Source organism: Niastella vici (genome assembly GCF_002077945.1).
Taxonomy (GTDB): Bacteria; Bacteroidota; Bacteroidia; order Chitinophagales; family Chitinophagaceae; genus Niastella; species Niastella vici.
Map to the genome: position 1 here is coordinate 722,585 of NZ_LVYD01000001.1, position 22,679 is coordinate 745,263.

A 22,679-nucleotide genomic window follows, 5' to 3' on the forward strand; every position below is an offset into this window, starting at 1 on the left:
CAGTACACTTCAACCCAATTTGCCCATTCATATGGGCAAACATAAATCATACTACCATGGCTCTTATAATTATTGGATTTATCATTTTTATCGTAGGCCTGGCAATTGCCCGCAGCCAGGAAAATTTCCATCGTTTTGCTTCTCCCGTACGGATAATCGGGGTCATCTTTATCCTGATTGGCATACTCACTTCCTGTATCATTCAGATTGAAGCCGGTGAAATAGGTGTAAAGAAATTGTTTGGTAAAGTACAGAACGATGTATTAAGCAGCGGTCTGCATTTTATTAATCCCCTGCTCGAAGTAGAAAAGATGGATGTAAAAACCCAGAACTACACCATGAGCGGCGTGCGTGATGAAGGACAGAAATCGGGCGATGACGCCATTCGCGCCCTTACAGCCGACGGGCTGGAAGTAGTTATTGACCTTACGGTGCTGTACAGGGTATTGCCAACCGAAGCGCCGCGCCTGGTGCGGGAAACCGGGCTCGATTTTACTGATAAGATCGTGCGGCCGCTCACCCGTACCAAAATCCGCGATAATGCGGTGTATTATGAAGCGGTATCGCTGTATTCTTCGAAGCGCGATGAATTTCAGACCCGCATTTTTAAAAGCATTGAAACCGACTTTAAAAACCGGGGCCTGGTGCTGGAACAATTGCTGGTACGTAATATAACGCTGCCGGCCATGGTAAAAACAGCCATTGAGCAAAAGATCACCGCCGAGCAGGATGCCCAGAAAATGCAATTCGTACTGCAAAAAGAAAAGCAGGAGGCGGAACGCAAACGGGTAGAAGCGCAGGGTATCAGCGACTACCAGCACATCATCAGCGAAAGTCTTACCGACAGGCAATTGCAATATGAACAAATAAAGGCCATGAAAGAACTGGCTGGTTCAAGCAACGCCAAAATGGTGATCATGGGCAAGGGCAATACGCCGGTTATCCTTGATGCGAAACAATAGGTAATTGTGAAAGAAATACAGCTGTGCACGGGCGTTGCGGGCAAACAGTGTGAAACTCAGAAGGGGATTTTACACCTCCGCCACCTGGCGGAGGCCGGGGCGTAATAATTTAGCTTTCAAACCGTTTAAAAGGTGTCAACCAAACCGTAGATTTGTGCGGATGAATGTATTATGTCCTAATTGAATATCAATGAGAAACATTTTCACGCTGTTATGTTGTTTACCCCTGGCAACCCTTGGCCAGAATTTTCATTTTTCGGCCCGGTTGGGAGTCGCCAACTACCAGGGCGATCTGCAGGCAAAGCGGGTTACCTTTAAACAAGCTAAATTTTTGGGATCGCTGGGCGCCCAGTATGATCTTTCCGAACATTTTACTGCCCGAACCTATTTCACGCTTTCATCCCTTGCGGCCGATGATAAATACGGCAACAGCAACATGAAAATGCGTAACCTGAATTTTTCTACCAAACTGTTCGATTGGGAACTGAGTGCGCAATACAATATTTTAAGTTTGAACGATTCCTGGTTCACCCCCTATTTGTTTGCAGGTATAGGCTTATATCATTTTAAGCCTTACACAAAAGCACCCGACGGCACCAAGACCTTTCTGCAACCCCTGAGCACCGAAGGTGAGGGTATTGTTGCCGGTAAAAAGGGATATAAGCTCACCCAGTTCAATATTCCGTTGGGAATTGGCGCCACGTATGCCATAAGTGAAGATATCAGGGTTGGGTTGGAGCTGGGTTACCGAAAATTGTTTACTGATTATCTTGATGATGTTAGTACAGAATATGTTGATCAGGCTACGCTGCTGGCTGCCAAAGGGCAAACTGCAGTTGACCTGGCTTACCGGGGCGATGAAGTAGGCGCCGGTTCGTACCCCACTGCTAAAACACCCCGCGGCGGTTCAAACGAAAAAGACGGTTATTATTACATGGCCCTTACGGTGACCGTACGCTCGTTTATTGATCAATATAAACGCATTGCAGGCTTGCCTACCTATCATCGTGATAGAAAAGTAGGTTGTCCGGCCACGAGGTTTTAATACCCAGCCCCTAAGGAGTACACGAACACCGGTTTAAAATATTGAAGGCTTCCCTTGGGAAGCCTTTTTCTTTTTATGCGATCATCCGTGCGGGAATTTCTTTTTCCAGATGCGGCTATACATGTAGATCAATGCTGCCAGGGTGCCGGCCATCCAGATATAAAAGATTATGTTGCCGATGCTGACTGAATGTTCGGGCACCAGCCAATCATTGTAGGCGCCTATACCGATTGTAAGCGTAAGCCATAAAAATCCGGAGGAAACCGTCCAAACGATCCGTTTCAGAAAATCTTTTACATCGTCTTCCATCTGGCTCATGCGGGCTGAATTATAATAGCAAGGTAGGTAAGTTTTTAGTTTCGGGGAACAGGACCCTTGTTGGGTCACATGAGACTGCTTTACTGTAATGCTCTCTTAATTGATCAACAAATTCTTAAACTCAGTAGAATCGCCATTAAAAGCGTTGAAATCGACCCGGCAGAAGATCCCATTTACATGACCCTGTTCGCTGTATTGCCAAAAATGCCAGTCGCGGTAAATGCGGGGTTTTTCTTTTTGCAGGTAGTGCGCTACCCATAAAGGATAGTCATCAAATTCATCTTTCAGCACTTGCTGATAAAAATCCACATTAGCGTATATAATGGGTCTGACCCCGTAATAATTCTCCACGGTTACCAGCCATTCCCGAACGCGTTCCCGCACTTTTGAATAAGGCACGCCAAAGGTTTTTTCCACATCGAGCACCGGTGGTAAGTCGCCGGGTTGCAGTTCTACCGTTTTTATAAAATGTTCGGCCTGCACCTTTCCGTTCTTGGTGGCAATAAAAAAATGATAGGCGCCCCGGGCCATGCCGGCCTCTTTGGCCCTTTTCCAGTTGCGTTTATAAAAACGATCCTCACTTTCAACACCTTCGGTGGCTTTAATGAAAGAAAAGCCAAGCTTCACGCCTTCTACATCCATCGATTTTACGCTTTCCCAGTCAATGGTTTCCTGGTAACGCGATACATCTATGCCATGAATATGATAACGGGTGGGAATTTCAATGCCAAAAGCTTCATAACGGATAAAATGAGCCCGCCTTTCCTGCCACCATTCATACACACGGAATAATAGCATAAATACGGTCGCTGTTGCGATCAGGCCTATTAGTATTTTCCAAAAAACAATGGCTACCTTTTTTTTATTTGCCATAATGGGTTCACAAATATATTAGCCTTTGAACAAAGCGATGATATAATCTGTTGAAGTGGAAAATTTTAACTCTTTTAAACGATAGGGTGCTTAAAACATTGTCTTTACCCCTGCGAACCCTAATTTTACACTTCTATGCCCGCAATTAACTGGCACGATAGTTTCAATTTATTATCGAGGTTAACACCCCGCCGGGTATGGAATGCCGGAAAGGTATTAAGCAGCTATTATATTAGCAAAATTTCCGGCAAACCTGTACAATGGGGGTACCCGATATCTATCTCATTCGAGCCTACCACTTCCTGCAACCTGCGTTGTCCGGAATGTCCCAGTGGTTTACGGGCGTTTACCCGCCCCACAGGGATGTTACAGAAAGATTTTTTCAGCGATACCATTGACCAGTTATCCAGGGACCTGCTGTACCTCGTCTTTTATTTCCAGGGCGAACCGTACCTCAATCCGGGGTTTCTCGATATGGTGAAATATGCAAGTGGTAAGGGTATTTATACGGCTACTTCAACCAATGCACATTACCTTACCGAAGAAAATGCCCGCAAAACGGTGGAAAGCGGGCTCGACCGCCTGATCATTTCCATCGATGGCACTACCCAGGACGTGTACCAGCAATACCGCGTGGGTGGAAAATTGAATAAAGTACTTGAAGGGGCGCGCAATATTGTAAAGTGGAAAAAGGAATTGAAAAGCAAAACGCCGTTTGTGTTCTTCCAGTTCCTGGTAGTAAAACCAAACGAGCACCAGATTGAGGATATCAAACGCCTGGCAAAAGAGATCGGGGTCGATGAAGTACGGTTCAAAACAGCCCAGGTATACGATTATGAGAACGATCCCAACAAGCTGATACCGACCATTGAAAAATACAGCCGCTACCGCAAGAACAAACAGGGTGAAATGGAAATCAGGAACGCCCTGCAGAACCATTGCTGGCGCTTATGGCATGCAACGGTAATTAGCTGGGATGGATTGGTAGTGCCCTGCTGTTTTGATAAAGATGCCCAACATACGCTGGGCGACCTGAAAGGAAAAAGCTTCAAGGAAGTTTGGCATAACGATAAGTATAAGCGATTCAGGGAACAGGTGCTGATGGGACGAAAAAATATTGATATTTGCGCCAATTGCAGTGAAGGTACCAGAGTATGGGGCGATTGATTATAGGAAATTCCTTACCGGCGGCAAGAAAAGTATATAAAGTGATGGGAATGTTTATGATGGATCACCGTACGCAGCGATTTCACCTTAACTTGCATGGCGTAAAATTTTTGTCAGCTGAAATGCGGAGAATAAGGATTGAAAATTGTCAAAGGAATTAGAAAAACTGTAATTTCGAAAAACAAAATAGGTTTAGCAGAACAATAATAACCGATCGGACAGTAGACCAGACCAACAACCCCTAAACAATTCGCCAGCTGGCGAAGCCCAACGTAGAAAAATACCGGAGACCAGCATTAAGTGTCCTAAACCTCATCCTCCCCATACCTGACCGCAGAACAAGTTAAACTGATAAGCACATGTCCTTGTCTGCCTCTCTTTGTAGCCGGTTACCACATCAGCCTGAAACCATTCATGATTGGTTGAATGGATCTTCAGAAGCATCTGTTATGTTGCCTCAAACGCATCATAAGTTCAGCATTTTTATGCAAACACGGCCGCCCCGCCCCTAATTATCTGTTTTGATTAAATAACAAATAATAACCTCTGTGCAGAGCCATGAGTATAGAAAGAGATATACAACAATCGAAATTCAGGAATGAGTATCACAAAACAGTGGTCAATCTTATTTTCACGTACAATTGGATAACAGAAAAGACCAAGCAGTTTTTTGAAAAAGGAGATATAACTTCCCAGCAGTATAATATCCTCCGCATTTTGCGGGGCGCCGGGAAGCCCTTATCGACCTTGCAGATCCGACAACGGATGTTGGATAAAATGAGCGATACCAGCCGCATTGTAGACAGGCTGGTAAAAAAGGAACTGGTACAAAAAGTAATTTGTAAAACCGACCGGCGGCTGGTAGACGTTACCATTACCGATACGGGTTTACAGTTGCTCGATCAGCTCGACAGTTATAATGAGCAAATGGATCTGATGCTCGGTAACCTGAGTGAAGAAGATGCAAAAATGTTAAATCATTTACTTGATAAAATAAGAAGTTCAGAATAACCGTACTTTGTATAACAACATCCGTTAATCTTTAATCCGAATATGAAAAGAACTGCGAGCCTGTTTGTAGTGGCCTGTTTTATAGTGTTTAATGTAGTAGCGCAACCCAAATATGAATTCAGGGCTGCATGGATTGCTACTGTAGACAACATCGACTGGCCTACAAAGGGGAATTACAATACCGAAAGTCAGAAAGCAGAATACATTCAGCTGCTTGAAATGCATAAGCGGAACGGCCTTAACGCCGTTATCGTTCAGGTACGCCCCTGTGCCGATGCGTTCTATCCCTCGCAATATGAACCCTGGAGCCAATGGCTTACCGGTAAGCAGGGCAAGGCCCCGGTTCCCTATTATGATCCCCTGGCATTTATGATCGAGGAAGCGCACAAACGCGGCATGGAATTTCACGCCTGGTGCAATCCTTACCGCGCCGAATTTGCCATTGGAAAATCGTCCATTGCAGCCAACCATATTACCCGCCTGCACCCCGAGTGGTTCCTGAGTTATGCCGGCACCCGTTATTTTGATCCTGGTAATAAAGAAGCACAAAACTATGTGGTGAATGTTATTCGCGACATCGTTAGCCGTTACGATATAGATGCCATTCACTTTGATGATTATTTCTATCCATACCCCGAAGGCAATAAAGATTTTCCTGATAAGGAGTCGTACCAGAAATATGGCAATGGAATGGACATCGGCGACTGGCGCCGCAGCAATACCGATTCTATCATCTTCAAGCTGAGCAATGCCATCAAGGAAGAGAACCGCTTATGCCGGTTCGGCATTTCGCCCTTCGCCATCTGGCGCAACAAAAGTCAGGACCCCGAAGGCAGCGAAACAAAGGCCCTCACAAATTATGGCGAACTGTATGCCGATATCCTGCTTTGGTTAAAGAACGGCTGGATCGATTATGTAGCGCCCCAGATCTATTTCGAATTCGGTCATCCCCGGGCCGCGTATGAAGTGTTGCTCGACTGGTGGGCGAAGCATAGTTATGGCCGGCATTGTTATATTGGAATTGGTATTTTTAAAGCCGGTTCCACCCCCGCCTGGCGCGATAAAACGCAATTGCCCCGCCAAATACAGGCTATGCGCAAATACCCTGAAATACAGGGCGCTATTTACTTCAGCACCCAGTCATTTGTAAAAAATCCATTAGGCTGGAACGATAGCCTGCGCTATAATTATTATAAAGAACCGGCCATGATACCCGCCATGCCCTGGATCGATTCTGTGCGGCCTGCAACGCCTGATGTGGTATCCATAAAACCGGTTGACACCGTACTGCGCATTGAGGTGGTAAAAACACCCGGCGAAACAAAAAAGATAAAATGTTACCGTCTGTACGCCTGTTATAATGAAGCGTACAATAACAACAACTTCTATAATTCCCAATTGATAGGCAGCCGGTTCGATTCGTGCGACAGCTGTGTTTTTTATGCGCCGCTGCGAAATGATAAGAAGTTTGTACGGTTCTATGTAACCTGTCTCGATGATGAGAATAATGAAAGCAAACCTTACCCCAACTGGCCTATTAAGCTGGAGGCGGTGAAGGTTGACAGATTGGGCTGGACGGTGAGCAAAGAAGCAACTACCGCTTCAACGAATTAACCCCCGGCCCCCTAAAGGGGTGAAGGAAATTCCAGATCTCAGCGTGTGCCCTATAAGTGGGCTCCGGAAATAGAAAAAAGGATTAAAGATAGGAGGCTTCCCCCTGGGGAGCCTCTTTTTTTGGCCGGCTATGAACTGTTTTCAACTGGTACCCTTACAGTTACACAAACCGGATCACCACTGTCACCCGATTTTTCTACCTTTGCTCACCATAACAAACATCAAACACTAAACAAATTCAATATGCCTGGCTTTGAACTATTTGGCAGCGAAGAACGCAAACAAGTAAATGATGTACTTGAAACCGGGATCCTGATGCGGTTTGGCTTCGATGCAGCCCGCAAGGGGATCTGGAAAGCAAAAGAACTGGAAGCTGCCATCAGCAAAAAATTTGATTGTACCTATACCCACCTGGTATCGAGCGGAACCACCGCCCTAACCACCGTATTAAGCGCGTTGGGCATTGGCTACGGCGATGAGGTAATTATGCCCACTTTCACTTTTGTGGCCAGTTTTGAGGCCATCATCAGCGTGGGGGCCCTGCCGGTACTGGTTGATGTGGATGATACCCTCACTATGGACCCTGCGGCTGTTCGCAAAGCCATTACCTCCAAAACAAAATGCGTAATGCCCGTTCATATGTGCGGCGCACAGGCCGATCTGGATGCCCTGCAACAGATCTGTAAAGAACATAAACTGATCCTGCTCGAAGATGCCTGCCAAAGCTTTGGCGCAACCTATAAAGGAAAATACCTGGGTACCATCGGCGATGCCGGTTGTTATTCATTCGACTTTGTAAAGATCGTTACCTGTGGTGAAGGTGGCGCCATTGTAACCAACCGCAAAGATGTATATATCAACAGCGATGGTTTCAGTGATCATGGTCACGACCATATAGGTGTTGACCGCGGCGCCGATCTGCATCCGTTCCTGGGTTATAATTTCCGCATCTCTGAATTGCATGCTGCGGTGGGCCTTGCGCAATTCAACCGCCTCGAAGAATTTTTGACCAAACAACGCGCCGGTCATGCGCAATTGAAAGCCATCTTATCGCAAGTGCCTGAGATCAGCTTCCGCCGCGTGCTCGATGAAGCCGGTGACAGCTGCACTTTCTTAAGCTGGTTCCTGCCAACAACTGAATTAACGGAGGCGGTAGTGACCGAATTGAAAGCCCAGAATAGCTGGGGCGGTAATTTCTACTGGTTCGATCACAACTGGCATTACATTCGCAAATGGGAGCACCTGAAAAAAGGCGTTACTCTCAATGCGCTGCATCCCGAATACAAAGCCGCCATTCTGCAACAAGCCAATAAAGATTTTTCGGCCAGTGACGCCATAATGAGCCGTGGTATTAGTACCCAGGTCGCATTGCTGCCTACCGAACAGCAGGTGAAAGAAAAGGGCGAGAAAATAGTGGCTGCCGTAAAGAAAGTACTGGCTGCACAAAAGATATCTGCCTGATAATAATTTAAATTACCGGCATAGCGTTTAGAAGATGGTGCTGCCAGCTGTGGCGGGATCGTCTTCTAAACCTTTTGAATAGTTGAAAAACCTGCGTTTTTTTAAAATGAAAAGAACCGACTTCGCTATAAGAACAAACCTGTTCATTTGCCTCGGTGCATTCATCGTACTTATTGGTTGTAAAAGCCAGGATGCCCCGGCCGAAGGGCTCAGCGGTAATGTGGGCGATAGTACCCGCAAAGCGCAGGACCGCCTCGACAGCCTTAGAAAGACCCATTATTTAAATAACGACCTCTCGATCATTTTCCTGGATGCCACTTCCTGGATCATGAAAACGCAAATGGATTTAACCAGGGCCGAAATGGCCGGCAATAAAAAAGAAATGGTCGATAGCCTGGTCATCAACAGTACGAAGGGCGATACTTTATACCTGGTATTGCGCCGCATGTATGAGGCCGGCGCCGTGTATGCCGAATCGTATACCGAAAAAGATCAGTACAGGGCTATGCGGGAACCCGACAGCTCGAAATTATGGCTTCAGAAATATTTTAAGGAAAGCACCCCGAAAGAGGCACTCAAGACATTAGATAAGTTTCAGAACGATGTTACTGTGATCAATAAAATAGTGAGAAAGTAACCTATTTCCCTTCCAGTTTATTTACATACTCCAGCGACCCCAACCGCAACCTGAGCGGAATGCGGGTGGTTTTTTCGAACTGCAGTTCCTTTTTACAGAAATAGCCAAACTGTAGCGTATATAAATTATTATCTATAATAGTAAGGGTTGCCGGCCGGGGGAAAGCCGGCTTAATACCTATTTTATATTGATTTAACAGCTGAAAACCAGTTGTTGGTAACTTTTTGGGTAAATTATACACAGAAACCGGGGCCACCCGGGCTGGTGAAAAAAGCACCTGCCGCGATGTTATATTTACCTGGTTTTGAGCCGAAATAATCCCCGATTGGAAACAAAAAACCGCAAAGGCAATAATTTTATAAAATCGTTTCATTACGTTGATTACATTTGTCTGTAAATTTACGGCCTGATTTTTGTGGTTGCCGCGAATTTTTTAAAAATATTTTTGGCGACTAACTGATTAAAATATTGACGCACATGGCATTGAGTCAAAGTTTACAGCAAAAGCTATTACAAAAACTTTCTCCACAGCAGATTCAGCTGATGAAACTGCTGCAGGTGCCTACCGCTAATTTGGAAGAACGGATCAAAGAAGAACTGGAAGAGAATCCGGCTTTGGAAGTGTCTGAAGAAAATCACGACGAATATGATAATGAGACGAAGGATGAATTCGACAGCAGCGATGAAGAGGATTTTGATGTAGATGGCAGTGAAGATGAGTACGATAATATAGACATTAGCGAATACGTAGGCGATGAAGATGGCGAAATTGCTGATTACAAATTGCGGGATGATAACTATCCCGAATTGGATGACAAAAAAGTAGTTCCATACAAAATTGAAACGTCTTTTCATGAACACCTGCTTGGCCAGTTGGGCATGCTGAAGATGAGCGATAATGAACGCCGGATCGCAGAACAGATCGTAGGCAGTATTGACGATGATGGATACCTGCGCCGCGAAACAGCAGCCATTGTTGATGACCTTGCGTTCAGGCAAAACATTGAGACCAACGAACAGGAAGTAGAAAAAGTGATCAGGCTGGTGCAACAGTTTGACCCACCCGGCGTATGCGCCCGCGATCTGCAGGAATGTTTGTTATTACAGTTGGCCCGCCAGCAGCGTGAAGGCAGAAATGTTGACAAAGCGATAGACGTGCTAACCGATTACTTTGATGAATTCACCAAAAAGCACTACGATAAAATTCAGCGGGGCCTTAACCTCGATGACGATGCTTTGAAGGATGTGATTGGCCACATTATTCGCCTTACGCCCAAGCCCGGCGGTAACCATGCCGATATCAACAAAGCGGAAAGTTATGTAGTGCCCGATTTCTTTGTATACAACAACGGCGGCAAGCTCGAGCTTACCCTTAACTCAAAGAACGCGCCCGACCTGCGCATCAGTGAAGGCTATCGCGATATGCTGCGCGAATACGATAAAGGCAGCAAGAAAGATAAACGGCAGAAAGAAGCGATCCTGTTCATAAAGCAGAAGATAGATGCGGCCAAGTGGTTTATTGATGCCATTAAACAGCGGCAGCATACCCTCAGCAGTGTAATGGAAACCATCATGAGCTATCAACGGGACTTCTTCCTTACTGGTGATGAAACCACGCTGAAGCCCATGATCCTGAAAGATATTGCCGAACGTACCGGCCTCGATATTTCGACTGTAAGCCGCGTGGCCAACAGCAAATTTGTACAAACAGAGTTCGGCACTTACCGCTTGAAATTCTTCTTCAGCGAATCGCTTAGTACCGATAGTGGCGAGGAAGTATCGACCCGCGAGGTAAAGAAGATCCTCAGCGACCTCATAGAAGGGGAAAGCAAAAAGAAACCGTTGAGCGACGAAAAACTCACCGAGCTATTGCAGGAAAAAGGTTATAATATTGCACGCCGAACAGTGGCCAAATACCGCGAACAACTGAATATTCCGGTAGCCCGGTTACGGAAAGAACTGTAATAGCAAGCTATGTCAACTACACCTTTGATCGTCCAGCCTCCCAAACAACCGGCGCCCATCAGGGCAGTGGCAAATATTATATCCTATATTTTTCATCCGTTGTTTATTCCGGCCTATGCAACCGCTTTTTTATTGTTTGTTGACCCCTATACGTTTGCAGGTGCGTCGCATTATATAAAAATAATGAGGCTTATAGCTGTTATCCTGAATACGGCCCTTATTCCGGGGTTTGCCGTGTTCCTGATGTGGCGGTTGAAGCTGATACAATCCATGCATTTGCGCACGCAGAAAGAAAGGATAATACCCTATGCCGCTGCGATGATCTTTTACTTTTGGGCCTGGTATGTATTCCATGGCCAGAAGGATACGCCGGTACCTTTTCTGAATTTCTTATTAGGGTCTTTTCTGGCAGTTTGTGCCGCCTGGTTTTTAAATATTATCGCTAAAGTAAGCATGCATGCCATTGGCGTGGGCGGACTGGCGGCGTTCTTCCTGCTGCAAGCCTTCAGTCAGCAGGATGTTACGGGCATTTATTTCTCCATTGCTATTTTGATCGCCGGCCTGGTTTGCACGGCGCGGCTCATTGTTTCGGACCATACACAGAAAGAAATTTACCTGGGGCTGATAGCTGGAATATTATGCCAGGTGATGGCGGTTTATTTGCAGTAGTCCAGAGTAACCAGAGCGAAGTTGAAGGGGCAGAAAGGCAAATATACTGAGTGCGGGTTTGCCTGCCGGCGGAAAGTCGAAGCGCACATAAGTAAAAAGAAAAAAGCCCAACCATAGGGTACGAACCTACATTGAGCTTTCTAACCTTCAAACCATCTGAAGTTGTGTCCTATCTAACCATTCAAAACTTTTGACTTTTGTATATAAGTTTTAGTGGGATGATAAATGAACAAACAGCTACCATCCTTGATTGTTTCAATAACTTTTCCGGTTTCTTGTTGAGGCAGAGCGGGGCAACCAAAGCTGCGGCCGTTGATGGGGCTGCGTGCTAAAAAGTTGGCGCCTACATACTCAGAACCATGGATAACTATATTGCGTGCATCGGCTTTGTCGTTTATGTTCTTTTCCAATCCTTCAATTTTTAAGGCCAAACCGTGGCTGCCGTAGTACGTATTGCCGGTAACATAAAAACCGAGACTGCTTTTATGCGATTCAGGGTTGTTTGAAAATGACCGGGCATATTCGCCACCCGAATTGCGGCCATGTGCTACCCAGGTATTGATGAGCACTTTCTTTGAGGCCATATCAATTACATAAAATCTTTTTTTGCGCGACGACTGGCTGAAATCACAGATCGACAGTACCTGGTCACGGATTACTTTTCCGCGTTCAACCAGATTTTTGTAACCCCTCAGCGCATATTCAAAGGCTTTTATAGAAAGGCCAACTTTTTTCAGGTTCATTGCATTGTACAGGTCCATAGCCTCTGACGCCATAGCTTCTGCAGTTGATTGTACGATTTCCTTTGTTGAAGCGGGTATCGGATCCATAACTTTGGCTGTACTAACCTCAGCAGCTTCCGTTACCTCGTTTCCTGTACCGGTGGTTACAACTGGCGATACAGCCAAACAGCAAAACAACACACCAAATGACATTTTCTTATATGTCCGTTTCATAGGAATTTGAACTTAAAAAACGATTTACAACTATTTTTAAATTGAATACTGCACTTAAACGTGGTATTGCGCAAAATATTTTTGCGTTTTGAGGTGAAAATGAAGAGTTTCCGGAAAAATTCCGGAAGCTATGTAGATTGGAGTACACCCGTATAAGAGAAATCTCTTATTGATAAGTAAGTGTGTGCAGAACAATTATTTGGAAACGGTGCCGTCTCTTTTTTCGAGATTAAATTCACTGGCGTAAATTTTAATGAGCACCAGGAATAAGGAGATGAGGATGGGGCCGAAGATGAGGCCGATAAAACCAAAAAGACTTACCCCGATAATAACCCCGAAACCGGTGATCAGCGGATGCACATCGCCTATGCGTTTAAGGGCCCAGAAACGGAACAGGTTATCGACCGTACCAATGATCCCGAAACCATATAAAAGCATAATGATCCCTTTACCCGAATGACCGGCGGCAAAAAACAGCAGGCTTACCGGAATATAAGCCAGGGCGGCCCCTACCACCGGCAGCATGCTGGTGATACAGGTGATCACAAACCAGAACCAGGGTTCATCAACCCCCAGTATGAGGTAGCCAATAAGGCCCACAATGCCCTGCAATATGGCAATGAGGGGAATACCGATGGCATTCGAATATACCATGCTGTTAAGCTCCTTGCGCAACAACAGGGTGTTTTCATCTTTCAGCGGCACCCAGTCGTAAAAGTTCGATTCCATTTTGCGGCCATCTACCAACATGAAGTATAGAATAAAATACATGATCACAATGCCCGTGATGGTATCGAAGGTAGAGGCCAGGATCTTTGGCACGGTATTGCCGCCCCAGGCAGTTACTTTTTCGAGATTGGCACTGGTCAGTATCTGGATCTTGTACTGGGCCTCCAGTTTTTGAATAAACGCCTGCAGGGAAGCCAATACCTCCTGCGAATGCTCCATGGCAAACGCAATTTTTGTAGTGAGCATATTCACCACCACTAAAATGGGCAGCATAATGATCAGGAACGACAGCAGCATGAGGGTGGCGGCAGTCAGGTTTTTATTCCACTTATACCGGCCCTGTAAAATGAACATCCATTTACGCAACAACACATACAGGGTATAAGCTCCCAGGAATGCGGGTATCAGGCTGCTTAACTGGTAAAACAGAACTATGCCAAGGGTAATAATGGTAGCCAGTATCAGTATTTGCCTAATGGCATTGTTGGGAATTTGCTTCATGCAGGTTGTAACTTGGAATTAAAAGTAACTAATAATTGCAAAAGCCATTCCGTTAAACGGTAAGGCCTCCCTATGTAGCGGGAGGCCTTTGAATATTTTCGAAAACCGGTCCGTTATATTTTAACCTGTTTCCATTTACCTTTTCTGAAAATGATGATACCCGCAATGGTGATACCGGTTTCGGCCAGAACAATGGCGATAAATACGCCTTTGGGCCCCAGTTTAAATACCAGCGCCAATAGAATGGCCAGCGGCACCTGAAACATCCAGAAACCAAAGATGTTGATGAGTGTAGGTGTTTTGGTATCACCGGCGCCGTTAAAGGCATTGGTAACTACCATCCCTACGCCATAAAAAATATAACCCAGGCTAACTATGCGTAAGGCCAGTACCGCATAGCTTTCGACCTTAACGTCATCGTTCATGAAAGCCACAATGGGTTGGGCAAATAACATAAACACCAGGGTTACAAAGATCATGAAGATGGTATTGTATTTAGCGGTGCGCCATACTGATTGTTCGGCCCTTAGCGGCTGTTGGGCCCCCAGGTTTTGCCCCACCAGCGTAGCGGCTGCATTGCTCAAGCCCCAGGCAGGTAATAAAAAGAACATGATGAGCCTGATGGCCACGCCATAGCCTGCCACGGCGGTATCGCCAAACTCGGCCATAATACGGGCCATTACCATCCAGCTGGCCGAAGCAATTAAAAACTGTGCAGTGCCCGTCCAGGCAATATTGGAAATAGATTTAATGATGGGCCAGTCGGGAATAAAGTCCTGCCGCTTGATCTTAATCACCCTTTTACCACTGAATAAATGGTATAGTTGATAACAAACGCCAATACCGCGGCCAATGGTAGTAGCCATGGCGGCGCCGGTAACACCAAAAGCTGGAATTGGACCCAGGCCCCGAATAAAAAGCGGGCAAAGAATGATATTACAGATATTGGCGATCCATAAAGAGCGCATAGCCATAGACGCATCACCGGCTCCCCTGAATATACCATTGATCAGGAACAACAACATGATAACTACACTGCCGCTGTAAATGATACGGGTGTAATTACTGCCTATACTTACGGTTTCCTTTGAAGCGCCCATCAATTTCAGGACCTCCGGAGCAAATATTGAACCTGCGATGCTTATAACAGCTGTTATAAAAAGCGCAATCATCAACGATTGCATGCCGGCTTTTGCAGCAGCTTCGGGGTTCTTTTCACCTATACGACGGGCAACCATAGCCGTTGCTGCCATGCTTAAACCTATAGCCAGTGAATAAACAATGGTGAGCACCGATTCGGTGAGCACCACAGTTGAAACTGCTTCGTTCTTTCCGGTATGGCCTACGAAAAAAATATCCACCACGGCAAAAACCGACTCCATGCACATTTCAAGTATCATGGGTACAGCCAGTAAGAACACGGCCCGGCGTATGCTGCCTTGTGTATAATCCTGTTGCTGGCCCGATATGGCCTGCTTGAATAAAGAAAAAAAAGTTTTGATACGAATGGTACCTATGTTGGTTGTTTGATCCGACATATAAATCCTGTTTAAGAGATAATACAATAAAAGATAATGAGAGCGCAGCAAGCGCTAGCCATGTGATGAAGAAGAAATTAAATGTTCGTGGAACATGCCTGATGCTGCAGCGAACGGTGTATTAGTTTCTCATTGTTCGATTCATTGAAGAGGCACAAAGGTAGTCAATAGCAGTAAGTACCAAAATTTTTTTGCCGGCAAAAGCATGAGCCGATAATAATAAAGGATGAGAACGGATTTTCAGGGTGTGAATACAGCTGGATCATTTCTTTGGCAAATTAGACCGATCGGTTTATTTTTGCCCTGTGACAAAAGCAGAAAAAACAAAGGAATTCATTATTGCCAAAGCGGCGCCCCTGTTTAACAAGAAAGGATATGCCGGCACTTCAATGAGTGATATCATGAAAGCGACCGGCCTGGCTAAAGGCGGGCTGTATGGAAACTTCGAAAGCAAGGATGAAATTGCCGCCCTGGCCTTTGAGTATTCCTATAACCAGTTAAAAGAAGACATTGGTGCAAAAGTGCGCGCTAAAAAGACCGGTGTAGATAAGTTGCTTACCATTTTCCAGTATTATAAAAATTATACGGTTTCGCCGCCTGTTGATGGCGGCTGCCCGCTTATGAATACTGCAATAGATGCCGATGACGCCTATCCATTCTTAAAAAAGAAAGCGCGGGCGGCTTTGCAGGAAATGCTGGGTTCCCTGCAACATATACTTAAAAAAGGCATAGAAGAAGGTTCGTTCAGGAAAGACCTGAATGTGAAGAAAGAAGCCGAATTGATCTTTGCACAAATAGAGGGCGGTATAATGATGGCCAAGGTGCTCGATGAGGTAACGGTGCTGAACAGGTTACTGGATAACCTTAAATACCGGATGGAAGAGGAATACATGAAATTGCCTTAATAAACTGATTCCTGATTTTTTCAATATAAAAGTACCATGCAACTAAAAACATTTTATACAGTACGGTTCAATGACTGTGATCCTATGGGGCATTTGAATAATGCCCGCTATATTGATTACCTGTTGAATGCCCGCGAAGATCATTTGAAACAGGCTTACCAGATAAACCTGCTCGATTACCATAAACAGGGAATTGCCTGGGTAGTACGCCGGCATGATATACAATATGTGCGCCCTGCTTTTTACAATGAAGTGGTGTGTATTGAATCGCGGCTTATTGAACTGAGCGAGTCGCACGTGCTGGTGGAGATGCTAATGTACGATGAGCAGCAAACCACATTAAAAGCCATTATGTGGACCAACTTCACCAGTGTAGATGTTAAAACAGGCCGCAGAAAAGAACACCCTGCTTCTTTTATGGAATTTGCAGCCGGTGTAAAGGTCGATGATGTGAATATACCTGCAGGCATACCCGAACGTATTAAAACACTGATGAACCCCGTGCAGTAATAGCTGCCGATTGTATTATTAATATGTCCGGAAGCCGGAAGATGTTATGCTGAAAACATCTTTCGCCTTCCGGACCTTTCGTTTAAACCCCTTCTGTTAAGGAATTACTAATACCTTTCTTCTCCCGCTTTCAGCTTATAAATAAGCCTTTCTTCTTAGCATTTCTTTAATAAACTTCCTGGCTTTTGCACCTTCTATTAGTACATAAAGCAACACGCTTATAACAAGTAAAAAAAGTAACAATCACCTTAAAAACATTAAATATGAAAACGTTTTTTACACTCACGACCATTGTACTGATAGTAATTGCCAGTTTAGTTAGTTTCATTTTATTTAAACATGGACATTATACATTTTCAGCCTTGTTGGTATTGACCAGTTATTTATCTGCTGCATTGTGGATCTTTGTACTGGGCAGCAAGAAAGTGGTATTGAGTTAATATAAAGAAGCTTCTTTCAGTCATAACATAAGGGTTCCAGGAACTGGTTTTTACCGGTTCCTTTTTTTATCTCCCTGCCTTATGTTCAACCTCGTTGCCCAATTCAGGCTCTGCAGTAATAAACCAGCCCGGTAATTCCTGCTCATGTAGTTTCCAGTGACCGTTCACATCCCGGGCAAGTGTTGCCGTGATGAGGCGGCCGCTGTTATCAACAACGGAAATATGGAAATAAATGGCAATTGAGTTAATGCGGGCAAAATGAAATTCCCGTTCCAGCCCGTCTGTACACAAAATGGTTGTTGAAAATTCTTTTTCCATGATTACCCCATTTTAAACCCAACTACAAAGGTGCACAATAATCTTTCCATTCTGAGCATTGTGCCGGAAAGCCTTGGGGTATATAGTGGCATTTCATTGTAATGCGTTGCAATTCAATTTCTTATTTTATTGTCGAAATACTTAACGGTTAAATTTCCGGAACGGCCGGCCAGTCAACCGGGATCTGGGTTATGTTATGCAAATAGTTGGTGATAATTTTACCCGCAATCGCAATTATTGCATCAACCAGGTTGCCATCGGTGTAACCTGCTTCAAAAAAACGGTTGAGTACATCAGTGGATGGTTTGCCACGTTGAATAGTGGTTTCTTTTACAAATTGAACCAGTACGTCGAGCTTTTTATCGAATTGAACCTCGGCTTTCCTGATCTGTAAAATTTCATCATCGGTAAAACCTGCATAACGGGCAACCACCGTGTGCCCCGCTAAACAATATTTACAGCCATTTACCTGGCTTACGATAAGGTTGATGGCTTCTTTTTCTTTTTTTGTTAAAGTGCTTGTGCGGTTCGACAGTGCAAGCACATCGGCCAGGGCCGTATCGCTGTGCGCAAACATGGCCAGCAGGTTAGGAACAAAACCCATCATTTTTTTGAAATTGTCAAAAAGGTGCTGATTGTCTTCAGAAACTTCCTCGCGTGCGGGTACTTTGAAAATATGCATACTTTCAATAATTAATAGTAATAAATAAATTGTGTTGATGAATTGCAGTTAGCCGGAATAGTTAGGGTTTAACCGGTCAGGAATGCGTGATCACGATCTTCCCGAAATAATTTCCTGTTTGCAGATAAGAAAAGGCTTCCTTAGCCTGGGCAAAAGGGAACACCCGGTCAATTACCGGTTTCAGTTTATTTACCGCAATGGCATTGTTCATGGCAATAAATTGCGACCGGTTGCCTACAGCAATGGGCCGTATATGTGCTGCTGACATAAAAAGCGTGGTAAGGTTCACTGGTTTTGATTCGCCACCCATGCGGCCAATAAAGTTTACCTGTCCACCCGCCCTGGTCGATAATATAGATTGTTCCATAGAAGACCCGGCCACTTCAACAACCTGATCAACCCCGTTGCCCTGCGTAAGTTCCCGCACCGCTTTACTAAACTCAGGTGTTTGCCGGTAATTGATCACTTCAGAGGCGCCCAATGCTTTAAGCCGTTGCGCTTTTACCTCGTCAGAAGTGGTTGCAATAACCCGGGCGCCAAACAACTTCGCAAACTGCAGGGCAAAAAGCGATACACTGCCCGATCCCAAAGTCAATACGGTTTCGCCTGCCCGCAGCGGCTTGCCACCGGTTAGTGCATTCCAGGCTGTAAGGGCGGCACAGGGCAATGTGGCTGCTTCTTCGTAGGTTAAATGATCGGGAATGGGTACAATAGCATCTTCATGAACAACGGCATATTCGGTTAACAGGCCATCGAGTGAACCGCCGATCTGCGGGGCGTAGTCCCAGCCAAAAGGACCATCGAGCCATAAAGGGAACATGTTAACGGCCACGCGGTCTCCGGGCCGGGCGCGGGTAACGCCATCGCCTGTAGCTACAACTTCCCCGGCGCCATCCGATACCGCAATTACATCGGGTTTTACCGGCAGCGGGTAATTGCCGGCAAGAATATTCACATCGCGGTAACTGAGCGAGTTGGCCCGCATTTTTATAAGCACCTCGCGCGCACCGGCTTTTGGAATGGGGTGTTGTTTCAGGCTTAATCCATTTAAACCGCCGCCATATTGAATGTGATAGCTTTTCATCTGTTTTTCTTTCATAGAAAAATATTTAGGGGCAAATCTATGGGCGTTAGTATATTTGAGTCAAGTATGCACCATTTGGTAGCCTACATACCATTAGTATACTATTGTTGATAATCAGCACTAAATTTTTTCTTAAATGGGTAAAATAAATCAGGCGCCGCCGGCAACATGCCCTGTAGATTATGCTTTTCAACGTATTGGTGGAAAGTACAAGGGCCGGATATTGTGGTTTTTAGGCGATGGCGTTAAACGGTATGGCCAAATACGCAGGTCCATTTCAGGCATAACGCCCAAAATGCTTACCCAGGTTTTGCGTGAGCTGGAAGATGACCGGCTTATTACGCGCACGGTATATTACGAGGTTCCACCCCGGGTTGAATATACGTTAACTGAAACCGGCCGTGCACTCATTCCTTCCATTCAAATGATCAGTACCTGGGGACAGGCACAAATGCAACACCAGGGAATAACGGCCATGCCTTTGGAAGAAGGCGAAGAATAAGGCCTGCTGCGGCCCTTCCCGTTAAATAAACTCAATCACACCGTGTTTTTTGGCAACTATCTTCCTGAAAAAATCGTAAATTCATTAGGGCGCGGAGCTTCGTGCGCCTAATGTGGGATTACATACTAACCTTTTTGATCAAAGCCCTTTATTACTGCAATTACACTAACCACTTTTTGCCGAAGGCATGAAGAAAAATGTTATTGGCTGCCTGTTGATGCTTATGCTATTCAACGCCCGGGCCGATCATATCACCGGCGGTGAAATGAACTATACATTTACCGGCATGAGCGGAGGCCAATACACCTACCAGGTTACCGCAAAATTGTTTATGGATTGTTACAGTAACCGGCGGCTTCCCAACCCTGCTTACTTTGGCATTTTTAACAAAGGAACCGGCGCACACATTCAGGACCTTTCCATTCCCATGGCGCATCAGGACAGGCTGCTTTTAACCAATCCCAGCCAATGTATTACCAACCCGCCCAATGTTTGTTACGATATAGGTTTTTATGATTTCACTGTTACCCTGCCCCCGTCGGCAGAAGGGTATATAATTGTAATACAGGTGGTATACCGGGTGCAGGGCATTGCGAACCTTTCGCCAGGTTATGGTAATATCGGTGCAACCTATACAGGCGAAATTCCGGGAAACGGTCAACAGGCGAGCGGCCCTCAAAATAACAGCGCCCGGTTTACCGGCGACGATATGGTAGTGATCTGCGCCAACAATTCGTTCTCCTACAGTTTTGCGGCGGAAGATAAAGACAAAGACCAGCTGCGGTATTCTTTTACTGATGCCTATATTGGTGGTTCGGGCGGAGGTGGCGTTAATTTTCCCCCTACGGCGCCACCCTATCAATCGGTGCCCTACGGGTCGGGTTACGGGGCTGGTTCTCCCATGGGTAGTAATGTAAAGATCAATCCCAAAACAGGCTTAATAACCGGTATAGCGCCCAGCGATGGCATTTATGTGGTAACCGTGCAGGTAGAAGAGATCAGGAACGGTACTGTAATTGCCACCCAGCGAAAAGACCTGCAAATACGCATAACAGCCTGCACCATTGCATCGGCCAGCATGCCGCCCGAATATATGCTGTGCAAAAATTCGAACACCATTGCGCTGTCCAATATGAGCACCAGTCCGCTCATTACCTCAACCAACTGGGAGCTTTTTGATAACAAAGGGGTATCTGTTTACAATTCAAACAGCGCTATCACCAGTTTTACATTTCCCGATACCGGTACATATACCGTAAAACTGGTTATCAACCGTGACCAGCAATGTTCCGATTCGGCTACATCGATGGCCTATGTATATCCGGGATTCAAACCCGATTTTACGGTCAGTGGCATTTGCTTCACCAAACCAACCCAGTTTGTTGATGCTACTGTCACCAGCTACGGAACTATAAATTCATGGGCCTGGGATTTTGGTGATGTCACGGCCAATGATGTGTCGGCATTGCCTTCACCCACGTACACCTATACTTCCATGGGGACAAAAAACGTGCAGTTGATAGCCACCACTACCAAAGGCTGCCGCGATACCGTGGTAAAGAATATCTCTATCGTCGATAAGCCTCCTATAACGCTGGCTTTTCGCGATACCCTCATCTGCGTTCCTGATGCGGTTCAACTGAAAGCAATTGGCAATGGTATTTTTAGCTGGACGCCCAATACCGCCATGGTGAATGGAAATACGGCCACGCCAACTGTGGCGCCCAAAACCACTATTATCTATGCTGTTCATCTTGACGATAATGGCTGTATTAACCACGACTCGGTAAAAGTGCGGGTGGTTGACCATGTTACCCTGCAGGCCATGAATGATACAACCATTTGCCAGGGCGATACCATTCAACTGCATTTGCAATCCGATGCATTGAAATATAGCTGGACGCCGGTGAACCAGGTGTTAGACCTCACCGACCCCAATCCCCGGGTAGTAACCTGGTCAACCACCAGTTACCAGGTAATAGGCAGAATAGGTAGTTGTGCCGCCGTTGACCGGGTAATAGTTACTTCAGTGCCTTACCCGGTAGCCTTTGCAGGGCCCGATACCACTATTTGTTTTGCAACAACAGCCCAATTAAATGGCAGTACCGAAGCCAATACATTTGCCTGGTTACCGGCCTCCACATTGAGCAATTTGAATATACTTGACCCCGTGGCCACCCCAACAGTCACTACAGCCTATGTACTGTCTGTGTATGATAACAAAGGTTGTCCGAAACCGGGATATGATACAACGGTGGTTAAGGTTTTGCCCGATATCAATGCATCTGCAGGAAGGGACACCGCAGTGGTGATTGGCCAGGCGTTGCAGTTACAGGCTACCGGTGGTGTAAAGTATAAATGGGTACCTTATTTTTATCTGTCTGACCCCACTATTGCCAATCCTGTGGCAACGTATAATATATCTTCTTCTGGCATATTGTACAAGGTGTTGGTGTATAATACCGCCGGTTGTGTAGACTCCGCTTTTATAAAAGTTAAGGTATTTCAAACCATGCCCACAGTTTTTGTGCCCAATGCATTTACGCCTAATCGTGATGGGAAGAACGATCTGTTACGACCCATTGCCGTAGGAATGGCGCGCATAGATTATTTCCAAATCTACAACCGTTGGGGCCAGCTGGTTTTCAGAACTTCTACCAATGAATATGGCTGGGACGGAACCATTGCCGGAAAACTGCAGCCTTCAGGTACCTATGTATGGGTGGTAAAAGCTGTTGATTATACCGGTGCGCCGTATATGCAAAGAGGAACGCTGGTGTTGATAAGATAGA

Annotated in this window: 23 protein-coding genes; 14 read left to right on the forward strand and 9 right to left on the reverse strand. The window is 45.5% G+C overall.

Translation table 11 applies throughout. The features are described from left to right. Positions 1 to 56: 56 nt before the first annotated feature. Both A3860_RS03330 and A3860_RS03335 read left to right on the forward strand, forming a co-directional pair. Entirely contained in the window at positions 57 to 962 is a 906-nt protein-coding gene (locus tag A3860_RS03330) for a prohibitin family protein (protein WP_081145096.1), read from the forward strand. A 190-nt stretch (positions 963 to 1,152) separates the two neighbouring features. Beyond that, positions 1,153 to 2,007 (forward strand): DUF6089 family protein, encoded by an 855-nt coding sequence (locus A3860_RS03335; RefSeq protein ID WP_081145097.1) that lies wholly within the window; start codon positions 1,153 to 1,155, stop codon positions 2,005 to 2,007. An 81-nt stretch (positions 2,008 to 2,088) separates the two neighbouring features. On the opposite strand, the gene A3860_RS03340 is transcribed toward A3860_RS03335, so the two are convergent. Both A3860_RS03340 and A3860_RS03345 read right to left on the reverse strand, forming a co-directional pair. Beyond that, entirely contained in the window at positions 2,089 to 2,325 is a 237-nt protein-coding gene (locus tag A3860_RS03340; protein ID WP_081145098.1) for a hypothetical protein, read from the reverse strand. Positions 2,326 to 2,421: 96 nt separating this feature from the next. Beyond that, positions 2,422 to 3,198: a glycoside hydrolase family 25 protein gene (locus tag A3860_RS03345; protein WP_081145099.1), complete on the reverse strand. Its 777-nt coding sequence runs from the start codon at positions 3,196 to 3,198 to the stop codon at positions 2,422 to 2,424. A gap of 135 nt (positions 3,199 to 3,333) precedes the next feature. Between A3860_RS03345 and A3860_RS03350 the strand changes: the two genes are divergently transcribed. The 5 genes from A3860_RS03350 (at position 3,334) to A3860_RS03370 (ending at position 9,088) form a co-directional block, all read left to right on the forward strand. Beyond that, entirely contained in the window at positions 3,334 to 4,365 is a 1,032-nt protein-coding gene (locus A3860_RS03350) for a radical SAM/SPASM domain-containing protein (RefSeq protein ID WP_081145100.1), read from the forward strand. A 558-nt stretch (positions 4,366 to 4,923) separates the two neighbouring features. Beyond that, positions 4,924 to 5,376: a MarR family winged helix-turn-helix transcriptional regulator gene (locus tag A3860_RS03355; RefSeq protein ID WP_081145101.1), complete on the forward strand. Its 453-nt coding sequence runs from the start codon at positions 4,924 to 4,926 to the stop codon at positions 5,374 to 5,376. Positions 5,377 to 5,418: 42 nt separating this feature from the next. After that, complete coding sequence (locus A3860_RS03360) at positions 5,419 to 6,990, forward strand: glycoside hydrolase family 10 protein (RefSeq protein WP_081145102.1); 1,572 nt, start codon at positions 5,419 to 5,421, stop codon at positions 6,988 to 6,990. Between the two features lie 243 nt (positions 6,991 to 7,233). Next, positions 7,234 to 8,451 (forward strand): DegT/DnrJ/EryC1/StrS family aminotransferase, encoded by a 1,218-nt coding sequence (locus A3860_RS03365; protein WP_081145170.1) that lies wholly within the window; start codon positions 7,234 to 7,236, stop codon positions 8,449 to 8,451. 106 nt (positions 8,452 to 8,557) lie between these two features. Beyond that, entirely contained in the window at positions 8,558 to 9,088 is a 531-nt protein-coding gene (locus A3860_RS03370) for a hypothetical protein (protein ID WP_143773918.1), read from the forward strand. Position 9,089: 1 nt separating this feature from the next. Here the strand turns inward: A3860_RS03370 and A3860_RS03375 are convergent, their stop codons facing one another. Next, positions 9,090 to 9,461, reverse strand: a complete 372-nt coding sequence (locus A3860_RS03375) for a hypothetical protein (protein ID WP_081145104.1) — start codon at positions 9,459 to 9,461, stop codon at positions 9,090 to 9,092. A 104-nt stretch (positions 9,462 to 9,565) separates the two neighbouring features. Here A3860_RS03375 and rpoN point away from each other — a divergent pair, with 104 nt between their 5' ends. Continuing rightward, entirely contained in the window at positions 9,566 to 11,053 is a 1,488-nt protein-coding gene (rpoN, locus tag A3860_RS03380) for an RNA polymerase factor sigma-54 (RefSeq protein WP_081145105.1), read from the forward strand. Positions 11,054 to 11,062: 9 nt separating this feature from the next. Then, positions 11,063 to 11,722, forward strand: coding sequence for a hypothetical protein (locus tag A3860_RS03385; protein ID WP_081145106.1), 660 nt, complete (start codon positions 11,063 to 11,065; stop codon positions 11,720 to 11,722). 173 nt (positions 11,723 to 11,895) lie between these two features. On the opposite strand, the gene A3860_RS03390 is transcribed toward A3860_RS03385, so the two are convergent. The 3 genes from A3860_RS03390 to A3860_RS03400 form a co-directional block, all read right to left on the reverse strand. Further along, positions 11,896 to 12,678: a murein L,D-transpeptidase catalytic domain family protein gene (locus tag A3860_RS03390; protein ID WP_245843463.1), complete on the reverse strand. Its 783-nt coding sequence runs from the start codon at positions 12,676 to 12,678 to the stop codon at positions 11,896 to 11,898. 195 nt (positions 12,679 to 12,873) lie between these two features. Next, complete coding sequence (locus tag A3860_RS03395; protein ID WP_081145107.1) at positions 12,874 to 13,908, reverse strand: AI-2E family transporter; 1,035 nt, start codon at positions 13,906 to 13,908, stop codon at positions 12,874 to 12,876. 113 nt (positions 13,909 to 14,021) lie between these two features. Then, complete coding sequence (locus A3860_RS03400) at positions 14,022 to 15,446, reverse strand: MATE family efflux transporter (RefSeq protein ID WP_081145108.1); 1,425 nt, start codon at positions 15,444 to 15,446, stop codon at positions 14,022 to 14,024. A gap of 305 nt (positions 15,447 to 15,751) precedes the next feature. Here A3860_RS03400 and A3860_RS03405 point away from each other — a divergent pair, with 305 nt between their 5' ends. From A3860_RS03405 to A3860_RS41460, 3 genes are all read left to right on the forward strand, one after another. Next, complete coding sequence (locus A3860_RS03405; RefSeq protein ID WP_143773919.1) at positions 15,752 to 16,351, forward strand: TetR/AcrR family transcriptional regulator; 600 nt, start codon at positions 15,752 to 15,754, stop codon at positions 16,349 to 16,351. 36 nt (positions 16,352 to 16,387) lie between these two features. Beyond that, positions 16,388 to 16,861 carry an acyl-CoA thioesterase gene (locus tag A3860_RS03410; RefSeq protein ID WP_081145110.1) on the forward strand — a complete coding sequence of 158 codons (474 nt, stop codon included), beginning with the start codon at positions 16,388 to 16,390 and terminating at the stop codon, positions 16,859 to 16,861. A gap of 263 nt (positions 16,862 to 17,124) precedes the next feature. After that, a complete protein-coding gene (locus A3860_RS41460; RefSeq protein ID WP_173820152.1) occupies positions 17,125 to 17,301 on the forward strand; it encodes a hypothetical protein in 177 nt (58 codons plus the stop codon). A gap of 66 nt (positions 17,302 to 17,367) precedes the next feature. On the opposite strand, the gene A3860_RS03415 is transcribed toward A3860_RS41460, so the two are convergent. The 3 genes from A3860_RS03415 to A3860_RS03425 form a co-directional block, all read right to left on the reverse strand. After that, on the reverse strand, positions 17,368 to 17,619 hold the full coding sequence (locus A3860_RS03415) for a hypothetical protein (RefSeq protein ID WP_081145111.1): 252 nt from the start codon (positions 17,617 to 17,619) through the stop codon (positions 17,368 to 17,370). Positions 17,620 to 17,767: 148 nt separating this feature from the next. Then, positions 17,768 to 18,301 (reverse strand): carboxymuconolactone decarboxylase family protein, encoded by a 534-nt coding sequence (locus A3860_RS03420; RefSeq protein WP_081145112.1) that lies wholly within the window; start codon positions 18,299 to 18,301, stop codon positions 17,768 to 17,770. Between the two features lie 76 nt (positions 18,302 to 18,377). After that, positions 18,378 to 19,400: a zinc-dependent alcohol dehydrogenase family protein gene (locus tag A3860_RS03425; RefSeq protein WP_216823361.1), complete on the reverse strand. Its 1,023-nt coding sequence runs from the start codon at positions 19,398 to 19,400 to the stop codon at positions 18,378 to 18,380. A 121-nt stretch (positions 19,401 to 19,521) separates the two neighbouring features. On the opposite strand from A3860_RS03425, the gene A3860_RS03430 reads away from it, so the two are divergent. Then, complete coding sequence (locus A3860_RS03430; protein WP_081145113.1) at positions 19,522 to 19,887, forward strand: winged helix-turn-helix transcriptional regulator; 366 nt, start codon at positions 19,522 to 19,524, stop codon at positions 19,885 to 19,887. 187 nt (positions 19,888 to 20,074) lie between these two features. Then, the gene (locus A3860_RS03435; RefSeq protein ID WP_081145114.1) at positions 20,075 to 22,678 is read left to right on the forward strand and encodes a T9SS type B sorting domain-containing protein; all 2,604 of its coding nucleotides are present in this window, start codon (positions 20,075 to 20,077) and stop codon (positions 22,676 to 22,678) included. Position 22,679 lies beyond the last annotated feature (1 nt).

Excerpts from the sequence above, each read along its gene's own strand:
- A3860_RS03330 (WP_081145096.1), top strand. The coding sequence starts at position 57 with ATGGCTCTTATAATTATTGGATTTATCATTTTTATCGTAGGCCTGGCA.
- A3860_RS03335 (WP_081145097.1), top strand. The coding sequence starts at position 1,153 with ATGAGAAACATTTTCACGCTGTTATGTTGTTTACCCCTGGCAACCCTT.
- A3860_RS03340 (WP_081145098.1), bottom strand. The coding sequence starts at position 2,325 with ATGAGCCAGATGGAAGACGATGTAAAAGATTTTCTGAAACGGATCGTT.
- A3860_RS03345 (WP_081145099.1), bottom strand. The coding sequence starts at position 3,198 with ATGGCAAATAAAAAAAAGGTAGCCATTGTTTTTTGGAAAATACTAATA.
- A3860_RS03350 (WP_081145100.1), top strand. The coding sequence starts at position 3,334 with ATGCCCGCAATTAACTGGCACGATAGTTTCAATTTATTATCGAGGTTA.
- A3860_RS03355 (WP_081145101.1), top strand. The coding sequence starts at position 4,924 with ATGAGTATAGAAAGAGATATACAACAATCGAAATTCAGGAATGAGTAT.
- A3860_RS03360 (WP_081145102.1), top strand. The coding sequence starts at position 5,419 with ATGAAAAGAACTGCGAGCCTGTTTGTAGTGGCCTGTTTTATAGTGTTT.
- A3860_RS03365 (WP_081145170.1), top strand. The coding sequence starts at position 7,234 with ATGCCTGGCTTTGAACTATTTGGCAGCGAAGAACGCAAACAAGTAAAT.
- A3860_RS03370 (WP_143773918.1), top strand. The coding sequence starts at position 8,558 with ATGAAAAGAACCGACTTCGCTATAAGAACAAACCTGTTCATTTGCCTC.
- A3860_RS03375 (WP_081145104.1), bottom strand. The coding sequence starts at position 9,461 with ATGAAACGATTTTATAAAATTATTGCCTTTGCGGTTTTTTGTTTCCAA.
- rpoN (WP_081145105.1), top strand. The coding sequence starts at position 9,566 with ATGGCATTGAGTCAAAGTTTACAGCAAAAGCTATTACAAAAACTTTCT.
- A3860_RS03385 (WP_081145106.1), top strand. The coding sequence starts at position 11,063 with ATGTCAACTACACCTTTGATCGTCCAGCCTCCCAAACAACCGGCGCCC.
- A3860_RS03390 (WP_245843463.1), bottom strand. The coding sequence starts at position 12,678 with ATGAAACGGACATATAAGAAAATGTCATTTGGTGTGTTGTTTTGCTGT.
- A3860_RS03395 (WP_081145107.1), bottom strand. The coding sequence starts at position 13,908 with ATGAAGCAAATTCCCAACAATGCCATTAGGCAAATACTGATACTGGCT.
- A3860_RS03400 (WP_081145108.1), bottom strand. The coding sequence starts at position 15,446 with ATGTCGGATCAAACAACCAACATAGGTACCATTCGTATCAAAACTTTT.
- A3860_RS03410 (WP_081145110.1), top strand. The coding sequence starts at position 16,388 with ATGCAACTAAAAACATTTTATACAGTACGGTTCAATGACTGTGATCCT.
- A3860_RS41460 (WP_173820152.1), top strand. The coding sequence starts at position 17,125 with ATGAAAACGTTTTTTACACTCACGACCATTGTACTGATAGTAATTGCC.
- A3860_RS03415 (WP_081145111.1), bottom strand. The coding sequence starts at position 17,619 with ATGGAAAAAGAATTTTCAACAACCATTTTGTGTACAGACGGGCTGGAA.
- A3860_RS03420 (WP_081145112.1), bottom strand. The coding sequence starts at position 18,301 with ATGCATATTTTCAAAGTACCCGCACGCGAGGAAGTTTCTGAAGACAAT.
- A3860_RS03425 (WP_216823361.1), bottom strand. The coding sequence starts at position 19,400 with ATGAAAGAAAAACAGATGAAAAGCTATCACATTCAATATGGCGGCGGT.
- A3860_RS03430 (WP_081145113.1), top strand. The coding sequence starts at position 19,522 with ATGGGTAAAATAAATCAGGCGCCGCCGGCAACATGCCCTGTAGATTAT.
- A3860_RS03435 (WP_081145114.1), top strand. The coding sequence starts at position 20,075 with ATGAAGAAAAATGTTATTGGCTGCCTGTTGATGCTTATGCTATTCAAC.